Source organism: Carnobacterium sp. GW821-FHT04C06 (genome assembly GCF_059420345.1).
The window spans coordinates 349,557-367,452 of the sequence record NZ_JBWKTN010000004.1 but is presented as its reverse complement, the minus strand read 5'-3'; the positions used below and the strand labels follow the sequence as shown (position 1 = coordinate 367,452).

Annotated in this window: 14 protein-coding genes; 12 read left to right on the top strand and 2 right to left on the bottom strand. The window is 35.0% G+C overall.

Features of this window, described 5'->3' with window-relative positions; translation table 11 throughout:
• Positions 1-543: 543 nt before the first annotated feature.
• From AC07SW_RS09165 to AC07SW_RS09155, 3 genes are all read left to right on the top strand, one after another.
• On the top strand, positions 544-1,083 hold the full coding sequence (locus AC07SW_RS09165) for a hypothetical protein (RefSeq protein WP_119908606.1): 540 nt from the start codon (positions 544-546) through the stop codon (positions 1,081-1,083).
• A 289-nt stretch (positions 1,084-1,372) separates the two neighbouring features.
• Positions 1,373-5,140, top strand: coding sequence for a SpaA isopeptide-forming pilin-related protein (locus AC07SW_RS09160; protein WP_494632719.1), 3,768 nt, complete (start codon positions 1,373-1,375; stop codon positions 5,138-5,140).
• Entirely contained in the window at positions 5,137-5,790 is a 654-nt protein-coding gene (locus AC07SW_RS09155) for a class A sortase (protein WP_494632718.1), read from the top strand. The genes AC07SW_RS09160 and AC07SW_RS09155 overlap by 4 nt, the downstream gene beginning before the upstream one ends.
• 190 nt (positions 5,791-5,980) lie before the next feature.
• Here the strand turns inward: AC07SW_RS09155 and AC07SW_RS09150 are convergent, their stop codons facing one another.
• Entirely contained in the window at positions 5,981-7,102 is a 1,122-nt protein-coding gene (locus AC07SW_RS09150; protein ID WP_494632717.1) for an NAD(P)/FAD-dependent oxidoreductase, read from the bottom strand.
• Positions 7,103-7,236: 134 nt separating this feature from the next.
• Here AC07SW_RS09150 and AC07SW_RS09145 point away from each other — a divergent pair, with 134 nt between their 5' ends.
• From AC07SW_RS09145 to AC07SW_RS09125, 5 genes are all read left to right on the top strand, one after another.
• Positions 7,237-8,133 (top strand): DUF7916 family protein, encoded by an 897-nt coding sequence (locus AC07SW_RS09145; RefSeq protein WP_494632715.1) that lies wholly within the window; start codon positions 7,237-7,239, stop codon positions 8,131-8,133.
• A gap of 187 nt (positions 8,134-8,320) precedes the next feature.
• On the top strand, positions 8,321-10,375 hold the full coding sequence (locus tag AC07SW_RS09140; protein WP_311779825.1) for a BglG family transcription antiterminator: 2,055 nt from the start codon (positions 8,321-8,323) through the stop codon (positions 10,373-10,375).
• Positions 10,376-10,387: 12 nt separating this feature from the next.
• Positions 10,388-10,669 carry a PTS sugar transporter subunit IIB gene (locus AC07SW_RS09135; RefSeq protein ID WP_034568188.1) on the top strand — a complete coding sequence of 94 codons (282 nt, stop codon included), beginning with the start codon at positions 10,388-10,390 and terminating at the stop codon, positions 10,667-10,669.
• Between the two features lie 21 nt (positions 10,670-10,690).
• A complete protein-coding gene (ulaA, locus tag AC07SW_RS09130; protein ID WP_034568189.1) occupies positions 10,691-12,061 on the top strand; it encodes a PTS ascorbate transporter subunit IIC in 1,371 nt (456 codons plus the stop codon).
• 24 nt (positions 12,062-12,085) lie between these two features.
• A complete protein-coding gene (locus tag AC07SW_RS09125) occupies positions 12,086-12,799 on the top strand; it encodes a transaldolase (RefSeq protein ID WP_119908602.1) in 714 nt (237 codons plus the stop codon).
• Positions 12,800-12,864: 65 nt separating this feature from the next.
• Here AC07SW_RS09125 and AC07SW_RS09120 read toward each other — a convergent pair whose 3' ends face one another.
• Positions 12,865-14,298: an amino acid permease gene (locus AC07SW_RS09120; RefSeq protein ID WP_034573313.1), complete on the bottom strand. Its 1,434-nt coding sequence runs from the start codon at positions 14,296-14,298 to the stop codon at positions 12,865-12,867.
• 238 nt (positions 14,299-14,536) lie between these two features.
• Between AC07SW_RS09120 and AC07SW_RS09115 the strand changes: the two genes are divergently transcribed.
• The 4 genes from AC07SW_RS09115 (at position 14,537) to AC07SW_RS09100 (ending at position 17,891) form a co-directional block, all read left to right on the top strand.
• The gene (locus AC07SW_RS09115) at positions 14,537-14,800 is read left to right on the top strand and encodes a DUF896 domain-containing protein (protein ID WP_135018267.1); all 264 of its coding nucleotides are present in this window, start codon (positions 14,537-14,539) and stop codon (positions 14,798-14,800) included.
• Positions 14,797-15,744 carry a ring-cleaving dioxygenase gene (locus AC07SW_RS09110; protein ID WP_135023112.1) on the top strand — a complete coding sequence of 316 codons (948 nt, stop codon included), beginning with the start codon at positions 14,797-14,799 and terminating at the stop codon, positions 15,742-15,744. Before AC07SW_RS09115 ends, AC07SW_RS09110 begins: the two co-directional genes overlap by 4 nt.
• A 108-nt stretch (positions 15,745-15,852) precedes the next feature.
• A complete protein-coding gene (locus tag AC07SW_RS09105; RefSeq protein WP_494632714.1) occupies positions 15,853-16,803 on the top strand; it encodes a phosphoglycerate dehydrogenase in 951 nt (316 codons plus the stop codon).
• A gap of 257 nt (positions 16,804-17,060) precedes the next feature.
• Positions 17,061-17,891, top strand: a complete 831-nt coding sequence (locus tag AC07SW_RS09100; RefSeq protein WP_051915728.1) for a transporter substrate-binding domain-containing protein — start codon at positions 17,061-17,063, stop codon at positions 17,889-17,891.
• Positions 17,892-17,896: the final 5 nt, after the last annotated feature.

The window sequence follows — 17,896 nt, the reverse complement described above, 5'->3', positions numbered from 1 at the left end:
TTTATTAAAATAATCAAATTTTATATTAAAATATATTTAATTTTAAATTAAATTTAACTTGCAGTAGTTGGAAACCTCTGTTATGCTTTGTATGAAGATAGCATTTTAGCTATCTAAAATTACAAGCAGATAGAAAATAGTATATAAAATCAGAGAGAAACCAAGACACTCTCAAAGGCTACCAACCTTTGGTCGACGTGTTTTGGCGAACTCTAAACATAGGTTAGTATGTTTAGGTGTCAATCTCCCTTTGTAACTATTAATAGTCACTGAAAGTAGTATAACACATTTATAAGACAATTTTGTATTAAAACTCAAAATGGAATTTTTTGATAATTAAAATTCTTGGAGATTTAAATACTTTATTTGTTATGTTTTTTGTGATACATTTCAGAATGATTTTTAATAGAACAGAAGGTAGTAGTCACTAAGATATAGTGATTGCTGCCTTTTTTTATTTGCTTGTTAAAGGTTAATGGAGGTGATTTGTTTGTAGTAGCACAATGAGATGTTATTAAGAGAAATGGAAAGGGGGGCGCGAGATTGAGGGTTAAAAATTTTGAAATGAATAGTGGAAATATTCAAAAATATGGCTATTTGGTCCACTGTTTTTCTGGAGAGCAGCTTTTTGTTAAGGAGGCAAGCCTTGAATTAAGGCAGAATATTTTTGGCAGCAACGACTATAAAGTTGTAAAGTCATTTAAGATAGCTGATTGTTATTCAAATATTCAAAAAGTAATGGATAGGGATAGACAAGTAATTGCTAGAAGAACAATCGGTGGAAAACTCTATTATACTGGAAAAGGAACTTGCTCAATAGAGCTAAGTGCTCAGGTAACATCAAAGAAAAAGCAACTTTTTCAAAAAAATGAACGTAAACAATTACAAGCAAAGCTAAAAAATAATCCTGCTGTTAAAGAAGTTGTATTTTATAATTTGAGCTTACAAAATCGAAAATTAGTCAACTATGTGTTGAAGAAATCTGGGGCAGATAAAGTTATTTTTGAAGATGTAGAGGAAATAACGATTGTTAGTACAATTCCTCGAAGTAAAATTAAGTACATTTTTAATTTTGACATATAAACCAAGCGTCCCCTGTCAATATCTTAAAGTAAGTAATAGTCTATATTACTGAAAGTCAAAAGTGAATAACCAGTCAGCGATATTTTGACTGCTTTCGTTATCAGTGCAGCTCTAAGGCGAAAGGGAGGACCTACATAAAAAAGGTGTGCTGCGTACATGCAAGAACTTGATAAGTATTCTATCTTGCTAGAGTTTGAGGTTACGATTGCTATAAACCTTACGTGTTCTATTTATGAACCAACTTATTTTAATTACGTACACACATTAAATGAAAAAGGAGTCAATCAATATGAGAAAAAAGCTTAGTCAATTAACAACGATTATTATTTTATTTTTAACTTTAAATACAACTTTTGTTCCCTCTGCGTTGGCAGTGAGTGATGAATTAAAGAACGAAACACAAGAGCAGGTGATAGAAACTGAAACGAGTCATCCTGAAACGGAAGATCCTCCTTTGAAACAGGAAGTGAATGAATCAGATAATCAGGTGCAGCCTGAAGATACAGATTTAAATACAGATAAAACAAAAATTAACTATCCTATCATTGGGTATAATACTCGAAGTACTGGAGTAATGGCAGATAAATTTTCACAATATTATGTAGCCAGTAGAAATGGTGTAGTTGCAAGTCAATCTGTATTTGGTTATTTTGAAGTGGATGGTCAAGTAGCGTATTGTGTTCAGCCAGATGTCCTATTTGCAGATGGAAATTTCACTCCACAAACAAGTTTTGCAGGGATATCAGAAAGTCAGGCTAGTCGAGTTAATGAGATTGTAAACTTCGGTTCAGGTGGGGCAGGAACAGCGGGTTTTTCAAGAGAATTTTTTATTACAACTCAAGTAATGGTTTGGGAAGCCTTAGGTTGGAACATTGAAATTAGTATGCCAGGCCTTGCTGAGTATCGAAATCAAATAGAAAATGCTATTAATCATTATCAAACAATTCCATCAATTAATCAGTCTACACAATCAGTAGTCGTAAATGAGAAAAGCTCATTTGCAGATACAAAAGGTGTTTTAAGCCACTATCGTATTGCTAGTGATGGAACCAATTCAGGTGCTAAAATCAATGGAAATGCTCTTGAAGTAACCCCTAAAGTGACGTCAACTAATGGAACGATTACTTTAGTAAGAGATCGTCCTTATTCAGGCTCACAATATTTTTGGGTGAATCCAGGCTCACAAACAGTTACTACCGGTGGGAATAATAATCCGATTACAATCAGAGTTAATTTAAATGTCATCAAAAATGGTCATGTAAAATTAATGAAAAAAGGAGAAGATGGAGAACTTATTCCAGGAGCCATTTTCCGTTTAACTTATAATGGTCAAACGAAAGAAGTAACAACAAATGCTAAAGGTGAAGCTGAATTAAAAGATGTATTAGATGGAACTGAAGTTACCGTTCAAGAAATTAAAGCAGCATATGGATATGTCATCAACCGCACTCCGCAAAAAGTTATTATTAAAGCGAATAAAACAGCCACGTTAACATTTAACAACAAACGCCAACGTGGTGTGGCAAGAATTCATAAAAAAGATTCAGAAACAGGAGATCATCCACAGGGGGCAGCTACTCTAAACGGCGCAGTCTACGGACTGTTCAAATCCGATGGGACTAAAATAAAATCGATTACGTTAAGCCCTAAAGCAGGCATTGTCCAAGGTGAAATCAAAGATTTATATCTAGGTAGTTATTATTGGTTAGAAGAAAAAGCTCCTGTTGGCTATAATTTAAATCCCAATAAAATTCCATTTACAATTGAATATGCAGGTCAAGAAGTAGCGGAATCGATTAAAATGATTGAAGCTAAGGAAGACGTTATTAAAGGTAACATCGATGGCTATAAAGTCGGGAACAAAACCTTATTGAATAACGACTTAACAATTAATCCAGACATAAAACCGCCACTATCTAATGTAGAAATTACAGCAACTTCAAAAACAACCGGTATTGCCTACTCAACTTTAACCGATAAAGATGGTTATTTTATACTGAAACAATTACCCTATGATACGTATAAAATTACTGAAACAAAAGGCAAAGAAGGCTATAAATTATTTGCCCCTTTTGAAGTTAAAATTGAAAAGCAGGGCTACACACATCATTATGTATTAGAAGATAAAGTGATTGAGTCAAAAATTCAAGTTTTCAAAGTAGATAGTGAAACAAACAAAACCATTCCTCGCAGCGGGGCTAAGTTTAAAATTTTTGACCGTAAAGCAACTCAATGGGTAGAAATGCTAAAACCAAATTCAGTTGAGAAAACCACTATTTTTGAAACAAATGAAGAAGGGTACCTTGTTACTTCTGAAATGTTAAAATGGGGCGAAAAGCGATATGAATTACATGAAATAGAAGCTCCAGAAGGCTATGTATTAGCCAAAGAGCCTGTCGTTTTTTCCGTATTAGAAATGAATGCCGATGGTATTATTGTGATTAAATTCAAAAATGACAATCAAAAAGGAAAAGTGAACCTGCATAAAAATATCCAACAAGCCTCTGAGGTGAAAGAAAAAGACAGTGAGTTTGGAAAATTAACAGAAATTAATTATACGCTACAAAATGGCGAAGGCTTTGAATTCAAAATTCGTCCAGCTAAAGACATTATTACACCTGATGGAACAGTTCGTTATAAAAAAGGTGAATTTATTCAAGTAGATAAAACAGATTTTATTTTAAAAACAGATGCATCAGGAAATGCAGAATCACCAGAATTTCTCTATATTGGAGAATATGAACTTGTAGAAACAAAAGCTCCTTATGGCGTAGTGAAATTAAAAGAGCCTATTAAATTTGAAATAAAGTATCAAGGGCAATTGATTGATTTGACGAGTGCATCAGTAAAAGCGGATAACTATTTGCAAAAAATTGATGTTTTAGGCTACAAACAACAAGAAACAGTAACAGAATGGAAAGACAATTCACCGGTAATTCAGTTAGAAGCAGCCAATAATGGCCAAGTGTTTGCTCTAAAAAACACGCATGAATTAGTAGTTGGTGATGTAGCGATCCCCGCAGATACAACGCTAAATTACGCAGTTGTAAAAGATGGAATCGTGAAATTCGAGGATATTTTGTTGCCAAATGTAGATGGTAACTATTACATTCAAGAAGTGGACAGTAAAGCAAACCATATTCTTGATACCCATCACTATCCATTTGAATACAAAGCTTACAATAATGAAGACAAACAAACTATCCATGTGTGGAAAGATTCCTTTGCAGTTGATAAAAATGCATTGACTAAACAAGTTCGTAATCAATTAATCAACGAATTATTCAAAACAAATGTATCCTTTAAAAAAATCAATGAATCCGCAACTCTTAAACCAAATGAAGGTTATGTCTACGCATACGATCAAGTTGGAAAAGGAGCTACATTTGAATTGTTGGATGAAGCTGGAAAAGTGATTCAAACTACTCAAACAGATGATGAAGGTATGGCTAGTTGGAAAGAACTGATTGTTGGTACGTACTATCAAAGAGAAGTAAAACCTTCTGATCAAAGTCATGTCTTAAATACAGAAAAATTAAAAATCATTGTTACGAAAGAAAAAATCAGTCTATTTAATGAAAAAGGGACTTTATTAAATGAAATGGATGTAACTGAAAATGAAGAGGTATTCCCTTTAATTGAGTTAAAAAATGAGCATGTTAAAGGAATTGTGGAGCTATCAAAAAGTGATGTTTCTACAGGTGAAGTTTTACCGAATACAGGAATTAAAATTCTTGATAAGGACAACCAAACAGTCGTAGAAGGCAGAACCGATGAAAATGGCAAATTTACCTTTGAGAACTTACCAGATGGGGAATATGCCTTTGTAGAGTTCGATGCACCAGAAGGATATTTGATTGATGAAACGCCAGTACCATTTACCATTAAAAATCATGGAGAAATCGTTAAATGTCAAATGACAAATAAACGTAAGCCGCTTGTTTCGTCAGGAGTAAACAATCCTCAAGTTACAAAATTGGTATTAGGAAGTTTAATGATAAGTGCAATCAGTGGTGTTTTTGTTTTTGAGCGAATTCGTAAAAGAATCAAAAAATGAAAGAAGCCATTAAATTTGTATGTAAAGCAGCAATAGTCTTTTTATTGTTGCTTTTCCTATATAAGAATTATCAACAAACAAAATTACCACAGATTGGACTGACTCAAAATGAATATAAAGAAGTCATACAAAAAAATAGAGCTAGTGATGAAACTCAAAATGAATATGTAACCTCAAAAAAACAACAACTTTCGTTAACAGGGGTCATTGTGATTCCAACCTTAGATCTAGAAATGGGAATCAAAGAATATAGCGATAATCAACAGCTATTTAATCAAGGGATGAGTGAAACTGCAATTGAATACAAACCCCGGCAAGTAATGGGAGAGAAGAACTATACGTTGATTAGTCACAATTATTTAAATACATTTGATAAACTACTCTCTATCAAAAAGGGCAGTTTAATTTATGTAACTGATTTTCAAAAAGTATACGAATACCAAACAGAAGAAGCTTATAGAATTAATGAAGCAGATTCATCGGTTGTTAATGACCAGGCTAAAAAAGAAATCACATTGATAACATGTGTGGGAGAAGTCGGAACTGTTTGGCGGTGGATTGTGAAAGGCAAGCTAGTGAAAAGTTATGATGTGTCAAATGTCTCTCCAGAAATTAGGAATGTTTTTAGTAAAGGTTCACTAGGGAAATAGATTTTATAGATGTAGTAAAAAGTATGACCATTATGTAACAAGAAACGAAAAAACGTTATCTAAAAAATTTCCAAATATGGAACTTTTAGATAACGTTTTTACATATAGTTATTAGATGATGTTTTTTATTTAAAGCAATTTGGATTGTGTAAAATGTAAAAATAACAAATTTGTTAGACAAAAAAGGGAATTACTTATTTTCCCGCTCAAAAACATAATCAGCAACTGGATAATCTGCAAAATCCAATTCCGTTTCTTCTTGGTGAATTGCTTGCGCGATCATTTTTCCAATAATAGGTCCAGTTGTTAAACCAGAAGAACCTAATCCACTTGCAACATAGAGTTGAGGACATTCTGAGACTTGACCAAAAAAAGGTGAAAAGTCAGAGGTATAGGCTCTTGTACCGACCTTGGTGGATACTTGAATTGCTTGCTTTAATGAAGGAGCTAATTCACTTGCTTCGGCTATCATTAATTTCAGCTCTGGTGCCGTGGGTGTTAAATCATAGCCTTTATCATTTTCGTGAGTTGCTCCTACGATGATTTTGCCGTTATTAAAAGGAATAATATCCTTTTCGCCATCTGGCATCACCACAGGCCAGTTCGTAGTTTCTTCAGGAATGTCTAAACAAAGAAGCTGTCCTTTTTGTGGACGAATATCTACTGTAAAGCCAAGCGGTTCTAATAGTTCAGGCAACCAAGCGCCCACGGCAAGAACGACCTGTGCATATTTCTTCGATTGAACAAAAAGCTGATTTTCTGCGTCAATTGTTAAAGCAACCTTTCCTTGTTGAAAAGTTGCGCCTAATTCAACGGCTTGCTCAATGAGTTTTCTAGTCAGCAATTCGCCATCTACTCGAGCGCCCCCACTTGCAAATAAAGCCGCCTGTGAGCTATTCAAAATCGGTACGTAATCGTGTAACTGATCGCTAGCAACAATCGTTAAATCCCCTATTTCAGGAGCCGTTTCTCTACGTTCTTTTGCTAATTTTTCTAATTTTAAAAGCAACTTTTCATTTTTCTTGAATAACAACGTTCCCACTTGTTGATAAATGGCTGAGTCCGTTAAAGATTCTCCAAGATCCGTCATTAATTCAGGATAAAATTTTGCCCCACTTGCTGCTAAGTGGTACCATTTTTTATTTCGTCTTTGAGAGAGCCACGGACAAATGATACCGGCAGCAGCGGCAGTTGCTTGACCTGTGCCTTCATCGTAAATGGTGACGGAATAGCCTTTTTTCGCTAAATAAAAAGCCGTTGTCGCGCCTACGATTCCAGCACCGACGACTGCGATTTCTTGATTTTGAGTCACTATTTTTCCTTCTTTCATCAGCTGATTTTCTAATTTAAGTGTATCATAAAAGTTGAATCAGGAGAAAAGAATATCAAGATGTAAGCGGATTTATGGTAAACTTAAAGCAATCAACGAAAAGTGAGGGGATTTTTATGAAACGTCTATTAAATTGTCATGCTAGTGATTTTGAAAAAATGAGCAAAGAAGAGTTAAAGCAAGCGATTTTAGCCAGTGAAGGCCGAACAGTGTTATCGGAAAACGTAGTGATTTCACAGCCTTTATTAGGGGATTTGACGAATGCAGAAACAGCTGCAGCTTTTGGGGCAGATTTAATTTTATTAAATATACTGGATGTTTTTAATCCAGTGATTCAAGGGTTGGAACAGGGGCTAAAAGATCCGATTCAAACGTTAAAAAAAATAGTTGGACGACCTATCGGAGTGAATTTGGAACCAGTCGATGTGACCGCTGAAACTGTGGGAGACTTACTTCAACTTCCGTTAGGACGCAGAGCCACTAAAGAAACTCTTATTAAAGCAAATGAGCTAGGGTTTGATTTTATCTGTTTAACAGGAAATCCATCAACAGGTGTGAGTAATCAAGAGATAGAGGCCGCTATTCTTTTAGCAAAAGAGCATTTTGATGGATTAATTATTGCTGGGAAAATGCATGGAGCTGGTGTGGCGGAGCCGGTAGTTGATCAACAATCAATTGAAAATTTTATTGCAAATGGAGCAGATATTATTTTAATGCCGGCCGTTGGAACGGTCCCAGGTTTATTGGAAAGTGAAGTCCATGAGGCAGTGAAATTGATTAAGTCCAAAGGAGCCTTATCTATGACGGCAATTGGAACCAGTCAAGAAAGTTCAGATCCTCAAACAATCCGAGAATTTGCCTTATCAAGCAAACGAGCTGGTGTGGATATTCAGCATATTGGTGATGCGGGGTATTCAGGTGTGGCAGATCCTGAAAATTTAATGGCCTTATCGATTGCTATTCGTGGGAAACGTCATACGTATTACCGCATGGCTCAATCAATTCGACGTTAATAGAATTAAAAAAAGAAGCTGGAAGATTAGTTCGTATAAGCTAATCAATCAGCTTTTTTCTTTTTAATTTGCTTATTAAAACAAGCAAAGACCAATCACTTTTAAAAAGGTGGCTACCAATTAAGTCTCAATTAAGATAGAATATGAAAGCGTTTTATTATACTCTAAGGATAAGAGGAGGGCAAGCATGTTAACAAATGAAATCGTTACGTTTATTGATTCATTAATGGAACATGATCATGTATCAGTTAACGCTTTTTCCAGAAAGCAGTCAATCTCTAAGAAAAAAGCACACTATGAAATTCAGCAAGCCAATATGGAACTTTCCAATCTTCAATTACCTACGATTCAATTAGTACAAGGAAAGATTAAGATTCCAGAGGGGCTAAAAAGGGAGTGGAGCAACGAACAAAAGCAATTGAATCATCGCGATGTTTTGATGCAAGAAGAGCGTATTTATTTAATTATTCTCTATACATTTATCAAAAAAGAACCTATTTCCCACAGCCATTATCAAGACTTAATGCAGTTAAGTAAAAGTTCTGTCATTTTAGATTTAAAAAAAGTAAGGCAGTTGTGTCAGACAAATAAAGTTGCTTTTAATTATTCAAGAAGCGAGGGTTATGATTTTCAAGGGACAGAAATGGACATCAGAAAATTAGCCGAATATTCTCTTGGGAAGCTTTTACAACTTTCAATTGGAGAATGGATGATTCAGCTGATTTTTAACAACTGGCAGATAACGTTTCCCATCGATTCAATCAGTGAAAGACTGTATCAAATGGCAAAAAGCTATAAAGTTGAATTTGTATCTGAAAGAATAAAAGAATTTTTATTTCTATTGTGTTTTTTAATAGAGAGAGAGTCTGTGAATGAACCGTTATTTTCGGAAGTGGAGCGACATTTCATTCAAAGCCAGCCGCTCTATGAACTAGGCGAAAAACTAGCCATTGAATTTTTTCAAGATGAATCAGAAAATGAAGCCATTTTCGTTACAGTACATTTATTAAGTGCTTTACAAGGAACGCAACAGTTTTATAAGGATGAGACTTTACTGAAAGTAACGTACGATATCATCAATCGTGTTCAAATGATTACAGGCAATAATTTTGCGGATAAAAAAGAATTGCAATTGAGCTTATATGAACATTTGGTGCCTGCATATTTTCGGATATTGTTTGATATTCATTTAGAAAATCCTTATGCAAAGCAAATCATGACGGAATATGAGGAACTTTATTATTTAGTTTCAAAAGGACTATTGCCTTTTGAGGAGCTATTAAATAAACCTATTCCAGCAAATGAACTGGCATATTTTACGATTCATTTTGGCGGGCAATTAAAACGGAATCAGCCGATTTCTCGAACTTTAAAAGCGTTGTCGATTTGTCCGAATGGCATCAGTTCATCTTTAATCATGAACCATCAACTAGAAGAATTGTTTCCAATGATTCAATTTAATCGAATTCATGATTTGAAGCAAGCAAAGCAAATTAATGAGCAGGAATACGATATGGTTTTTTCAACGACTTACTTTCACACGACGAAAAAATTATATCTTTCAACCCCCATGTTGAATTACGTAGAGCAAGAGATTTTAAAACGTAAAGTGTTTGATGATTTTGCAATTGAGGCTGTGAACAAATCGATTGAAGTTTCTAATTTAATTAAAATTATTGCTAGAAATGCTACGATTCATCATGAAAAAGAACTTTATGAAGCCTTGTCTCGTTCAATATATGGCGCTGGGTTAAATCAATTATCGGGAGGAAAAGTTTTGACAGAATTATTAGAAGAACGATTTATTCAATTTAGTGATCAAAAGTTGGAGTGGCAAGATGCCATTGCATTAGCAGCAAAACCCTTGAGGGAAGCAGGGTACATTACAGACCAATACATTACCTCAATGATTGACAATGTTCATGACATGGGAGCTTACATTGTGTTGGCACCAAAAACAGCAGTACCGCATTCCAGACCTGAGGATGGTGTCAAAGAACTAGGCATTAGTTTGCTTCATTTGGAGACGGCAGTCGATTTTAACTTAGGAGAAGAACAAGACGACGATCGCCAAGTTCAGTTGATTTTTGTGCTAGCAGCAGTTGATAGCGTGGGGCATTTAACAGCGCTAAAACAGCTGTCAGAAATACTGGAAGACGAAGAAAAAATTGATGCCTTGATTGAAACCAAGGATCCTACAACAATGTATAAAAAAATAAAACAAATAATTGAAAAACAATAGGGAGTGCTTAAGATGATTAAAGTCGTAACAGTTTGTGGAAATGGGATTGGAAGCAGTTTAATGTTGAAACTAAAAATAGAAGAAATAGCAAAAGAAAATGGCATTGCAATTGATGCAGAATCAATTGATTCTAATGCTGCAACAGGAAAAGATGCTGATTTGTTTGTAACGGTTAAGGAATTTGCCGATATTTTTAAAAATGGCCAAAAAGTTGTTTTTACTAGAAGTTATATGAATAAAAAGAAAATTATAGAAGATGTATTGCCGACTTTAATTGAAATGAATAACAACTAAAAAAGAAGGTAGGGGTAGTAAATGGCAGTATTAGAATTTTTAAAAGATGTATTAAGCGAGCCGGCTATTTTAATGGGCTTGATGGCAATGGTAGGATTGATTTCGCTTAAATCACCCGCACATAAGGTATTAACTGGAACTCTTGGCCCCATTTTAGGATATTTAATGTTAGCAGCAGGAGCAGGGGTCATTTCATCTAATCTTGAACCGTTATCGAAAATGATTGAGGCAGGATTCCATATTAAAGGCGTTGTGCCTAATAACGAAGCGATTACTTCAGTAGCTCAGGATTTGCTTGGCGTTGAAACGATGACAATCTTAGTATTTGGACTAATCTTTAACTTGTTGATTGCTCGTTTTACGCGCTACAAATATGTGTTTTTAACCGGGCATCATAGTTTCTTTATGGCGTGTTTACTTTCAGCCGTGCTAGGAGCAGTTGGTTTTAGTGGGTGGCAAATGATTTTAGTTGGAGGCTTTTTCTTAGGTGCTTGGAGTGCTATTTCACCAGCTATCAATCAAAAATTCACGTTACAAGTAACCGATGGTGATGAAGTCGCAATTGGTCACTTTGGCAGCTTAGGTTACTTTGTTGCAGGTTCGATTGGGAAATTAGTTGGAAAAGGCAGTCGAAGTACAGAAGACATTAAAGTACCTGAAAAATGGAGTTTCTTGCGAAATACGACGATTTCAACAGCATTGACAATGGTCATTTTTTACTTGATTGCGGCAATTGCGGCAGGTTCTAGTTTTGTTGAAACATTGTCTGACGGTAAGTCGCCGTATCTATATGCAATTATTTGTGGCTTGCAATTTGCAGTGGGCGTTACCATCGTTTATGCCGGTGTACGAATGATTTTAGCCGATTTGATTCCAGCTTTCCAAGGAATTGCTACGAAAATTATCCCAAATGCAGTGCCAGCAGTAGATTGCGCGGTATTCTTCCCATATGCTCCAACAGCGGTTATTCTAGGATTTGTGAGCAGCTTTATCGGAGGCTTATTAGGAATGTTTATTTTAGGATTTGCAGGAAGCGTGTTGATTATTCCAGGTTTAGTTCCTCATTTCTTCTGTGGAGCAACAGCCGGCGTGTATGGAAATGCTACTGGTGGACGTCGTGGTGCAGTCTTAGGCGCTTTCGTAAATGGTTTAGGCTTAGCTTTCCTACCCGCATTGTTATTACCCGTTTTAGGTAGTTTAGGATTTAGCAACACCACTTTTGGTGACATTGACTTTGGCGTGATTGGCATTACTCTCGGAAAAGTAGGCGAATTTATGGGAACATTTGGAATTTATGGATTAGTCGGTATTTTGGTAGTTGTTCTAATTTTACCAAGTATTATTCGACCATCAAAAATTGCGATTAACAATGTTGAAATGGACCAAGAATAAATAAAATAAGAAGGAGCGATTTAAATGACACAAGAATTAACAATAAAAGTATACGCAGACGGAGCAGAAATTGATAAAATGGTAGCCGCTTATGAAACGGGTAAAATTACTGGTTTTACAACGAATCCTTCTTTGATGAAAAAAGCAGGGATTACAAGTTATACAGATTTTGCAAAAGCAGCACTAGAAAAAATTACAGATTTGCCGATTTCTTTTGAAGTATTTGCCGATGATTTTGAAACGATGGAAAAAGAAGCCGAAAAAATTGCAAGCTTTGGGAAAAATGTGTATGTAAAAATTCCAATTACAAATACAAAAGGAGAGTCTGCAGTACCGTTAATTAAAAAGCTTTCTGAAAAAGGGCTATCCTTAAATGTAACAGCAATTTTAACGATTCAACAAGTCGAAGAAACGGTGGCAGCATTTAAAGAAGGAACAACGAATATTGTTTCCGTTTTTGCAGGAAGAGCAGCTGATACTGGAGTAGATCCAATGCCATTAATGAAGGCATCAGCAAAAGAATGTCATACAAAACCAGGAACGGAATTGCTTTGGGCAAGCTCAAGGGAAGTATTAAATATTTTCCAAGCCCAAGAAGCAGGAGCTGATATCATTACATGTACACCAGAAATTATTAACAAAATGTCGATGATTGGCATGGATTTAAATGAACTTTCTTTAGACACTGTTCGAATGTTTAACCGTGACATCAAAACATTAGGATACAGTATCTTATAAAATAAACACAACAAAAAAATAGCTAGCTTATCTTTTTATGAGATAAGCTAGCTATTTAGTCGTTTTTATTTTTTAGCAAATTCTCTTTTAGCAATTGCTGGCAAGATCATTCCCAGTGCAACAAAAATGATTGGTGTAACAATATTTAAGCTTAATTGGAAATACCAAGCAGATGGATTTGCATCGAAATCTGTTTTTGGTACCATTCCTAAGATACAGGCGAAAGCAGTAAATAAGAAACACCATGCCCCAATTAAGAAACCGACTTTTGGATTTTTAACAAATTTATATTCAGACGTAAAGTTTTTGTGTAATTTATTTAACATCATATAAGCTAAGAATACCCATAGATATCTTAGAGGCATTACAACTGAGTTTAAGTTTAACAACCAGTTGTATAGTTCGTTCATATTGCCAATTCCGATTGCTGGAACAACGATCAAGATACTAACTAAAATTCCTGTCATAGCGTATCCATTTACTGGCGTTCCTTTGCTGTTTAATTTAGCAAGTTTACGAGGAATAAATTCTTCGTCAGCGTCACCTAATAAAATCTTAAGTGGAGCATCGATTGAAAAGGCTAAAGCTGAAATTTGCGCTAACGTATTAGCAATTGCATAAAGAATCATAAAGAAGTTTCCTACATTATAATAGACACCTAATTTTTGGAAAGCGACATATGCTCCATTGGCCATTAAATCCTTTGGAATATTGTTACTATCAAAAATCATCCCCATTGCAAATGAACCAAGTAACGCACAAATGGCTACCATTGCAGCAAGAGCTAGCATTCCTTTTGGAAATTCTTTAGCTGGATTTTTAGTGTTGTTTACATAAGGAGAAATTTTTTCTGCACCACCAACAGCGAAGACAAGCATTGAAATCGTTGTAAAGTAAGCGAAGTTAAAAGTTGGTAAATAGGTTTTAATGTCTCCCATATTAGGTGTTGCAAAAGAAGCACCTGTAATCGCTGGAGCAGTAACCGCTAAGAGAATAAATAATAATGACATAACAAACATTGACATACCTGCAATACTACCAATACGTTTTAATGTTGTTAATCCTTTAGAAGAAACCCATAAGAAAAATAAGAAAATGACTAAACTAATCAATGACACTTGTAAAGCGGGTGTTACATTTACTAAGTTTCCATTTCCACGTACGGCCCAACCTAAGGCAATCAAAATTCCTTGTGGTTTTTGTGCTAAGTATGGAATATGCACGACCCAATAGGTCCAAGCAGCGTAATAAGCTAAGCGCTTCGTTGTCGTTTCTTTAATCCATGTACTAACGCCACCGTTTCCATCTTTAAAAGTGGAGCCAAGTTGACCAACGATTAAGGCATAAGGTACAAAATAAAGGAGCATAATTAAAATCCATGATGTAATAACGGAAACGCCTTGATTCGCGTAGTTGTTTACAACATTACCTAGTCCCCAAACTGAAACAAAGGCGATTAGGGCAACATTATACCACCTTAACTTTTTTTCTTCTTTCATTAAAGCAAACATCCCTTCTTCTCAAAAATATGATAGTTATAACCAATTTATCATAAGCTTAAAACGAAGGGGAAACAATTCTTTTTAAATGATTATGAAAAAATTATTAAGTATTTGTTAAATTATTGTTATTTATTATAAATAAGCAGTTTACAAAAAGTAAGTAAAGTGTTAGAATAAAACTAAGAAATGAATTAGAACGTTTTAACTCGTTTCATTAATTAAAAGAGGTGACGAAATGGAACAATTATTAATGCAAATCAACCAATTAGCGAACAAATCAAAAAAAGAAGGATTATCATCTGCCGAAAAAGAACGACAAGTAGAACTACGCCAAATGTATTTAAGCCTATTTCGTGGCAGTTTGGACGATATTCTATTAAATACAACCGTTTATGATTCCACAGGAGCAGATGTTACGCCAGTAGCGCTAAAAAACAAACAAACGAAACCAACTATTCAAGTGATTAAAATGGAGCAATGGGAGGATGAAATAAAATGAAAAAAAGTTTAGGAATTCATCACATTACGGCAATTGTTGGAAATCCACAAGAAAATGTCGATTTTTATGCTAGTGTTTTAGGGTTGCGCTTAGTTAAAAAAACGATTAATTTTGACGATCCACAAACCTATCATTTATATTTTGGAGATGATGGAGCAAATCCAGGATCTATTTTAACGTTCTTCCCTTGGCCAAATGCCTATAATGGAAAAAAAGGTGCTGGGCAGGTAGAGGTTATTTCATTTATGGTTCCTAAAAATAGTTTGACTTTTTGGGAAAATCGATTACATGCTTATCAAATAGAAACACATAAAGAAGTTCGTTTTGATGAAAGTTATTTAACTTTTAGCGATCCTCATGGGTTAAAATTAGAAATTGTCGAAAGAGAAAGTTCACAACTCAATCAATGGAATTTCAATGGTGTTGCTCAAGAAGTAGCCATTATCGGCTTTGCAGGAGCAACGCTGAACTCTAGAAGACCAGAACGTACTGGAGAGTTGTTAGAAAACACGATGGGCTTAGAAAAAATAGCTGAAAATGAAACCCATCTTCGTTTTAAATCAACTAGTGAAATTGGAAATACGATTGAAGTTTTGAAAAAAGTTGCTGAAAGAGGGACGATGGGAAGTGGAACTGTTCATCATATAGCATTTCGAGCAAAAGATGCCTCAGACCAACTTGAATGGAAGCAAGTACTGAGTGAGGATGGTTACCAAGTTACACCAGTCCAAGACCGGAATTACTTTGAAGCTATCTATTTTAGAGAAAAAGGTGAAATTCTTTTTGAAATTGCGACAGATACACCAGGATTCGCTCATGATGAATCACCTGAAACAATGGGAGAAAGCTTGATGCTACCTGAATGGTATGAACCACAACGTGAGCAAATACAACAAGTATTGCCAGCTTTTACTGTTAGAGAAACAAAACCTTCAACTAAATAAGAAGAAAAAGAACTTGTTTTTTTTGCAAGTTCTTTTTTTGATAAAATCATATCCCTTTCAACTAAAAATAAGTCATGAGATAATAGAAGTTGAAATGGAGTGATTAGAATGAAAAAAGCCATTTGGCTGATACAAGATACTACCGCAGAGCAACTTTCCGAAATGAAAGAACGTGCTCCTGAGTTCGAGTTGATCACCGATCAAGATCCTCAAGAAATGTTAGCGGTTGTTGAGATTATTTACGGTTGGAAAAAAGAACTAACGGAGCTAATATCAGAAAATAAACTTCCTCAATTAAGATGGATACAAGCAAGCTCGGCTGGTGTAGATTATTTAGATTTAGACTTATTTCAAAAGCACGGTATTACCTTAACAAACGGTAGTGGGATTCACGGGATACCAATAGCGGAATCTGTTTTTGGGATGCTATTATTCTATACAAGAGGTATCAAAAAAGCAAGTGAAGACCAAAAAGATGCGATGTGGGATCAAGTCACTCGTTTAATTGAATTACAAGGAAAAACGATTATGATTGTAGGAACTGGAAAGATTGGTTTTGAAGTAGGACGTCTTGCCAAAGCTTTTGGAATGGAGACGATTGGGGTTAATCGTAGCGGACGCCAAGTTAAGTATATGGATACGGTTATCAGGCAAACGGAGATTACGGTAGAATTGCCTAAGACAGATATCGTGGTTAATAGTTTACCTTTAACAGATGAAACAAATGGTTTTTATAACGAAAAACTCTTTAATCAAATGAAAAAGCATACGCTATTTATCAATGTAGGTCGAGGTGCGTCTGTAAAAACGAATGATTTGATCCAAGCGATTAAATCAAACAATATTGCATTTGCAGGGTTGGACGTCTTTGAAGAAGAACCTTTAGCAAGCGATTCTCCGTTGTGGAAGATGCCAGAGGTATTGATTACGCCTCATATTAGTGGAATCGCAGAACATTTTAAAAAACGTTTAGGAGCGATTTTTCTAGAAAACTTGACGGCATATATAGGAAAAGAGAGTTTGCCAAAAAATGTAGTTGATTATAGTCGGAGTTATTAAAGGATAGAGGAATTCTCTATCCTTTTTTTGTTTCAAAAAAACAATATTGTATTTTAAAAGAATAAGGAAAGCCTGATAAACTCTAGTTGAGAGAGACATAAGAAAGAAATAAATTTATCAAAAACATACTACAAATTGACACAGTTTCTACCTACTGTTATATTCTTTGAAGCGCTATTAAAACAGGCGCGAATAAAGAAAAAGGAGTTTTGATAGTGAATAAAAGAAAACAAAAATGGATTGCTGCTTTAGTGATTATGCTAGCAGTTATAGTAGCAGGATGTAATGGAACAAAAAATAAAGAAGAGGCAACACAAAATACTGAAAGTGCCAAGAAATGGGCGAAAATTGAAAAAGCTGGAACACTTAAAGTAGCTACTCCAGGAACGCTTTACCCAACTTCTTTTCATGATAAAAAAACAAATGAGTTAACAGGATATGTTGTTGATACAATGAATGAAGTGGGCAAACGGTTGAACTTGAAAGTGGAATACTCTGAAATTGGAGCAGATGGAATGTTCGCTGCAGTTAATAATGGACAAGTGGATATTACAGCAAGTGATGTTGAAATCACAAAAAGTCGTGAGAAGAAATTTGATTTTTCAGAACCAATCAAATATTCATTTGGCAGTATGATTGTACGTAAATCAGATCAATCTGGGATTCATTCATTAAAGGATTTAAAAGGTAAAAAATCAGCTGGAGCAGCAACGACTGTTTACATGGATATTTCTAAAAAGTATGGAGCAGAGCCGGTTATTTATGATAATGTGACCAATGATCAATATTTATCGGATGTGGCTAATGGTCGTACGGATGTGATCTTAAATGACTACTATTTACAAAAAATGACTGTGGAAGCTATGCCTGAAATTCCAGTGATGATTCCAGAAATTTACTACAAACCAACAAGTATTGGGTTAGTGATGAAAAAGAATGACACAGAATTAAAAGCAAAAGTAGATGAACAATTAAGCGCAATGCAAAAAGACGGGACACTGACAAAACTATCAGAGAAGTATTTTGGCGGAGCAGATGTTTCTAAAAAGACAGATGTTAAAATTACAGAAGAAATAAAAGTAGACTAGGAGTT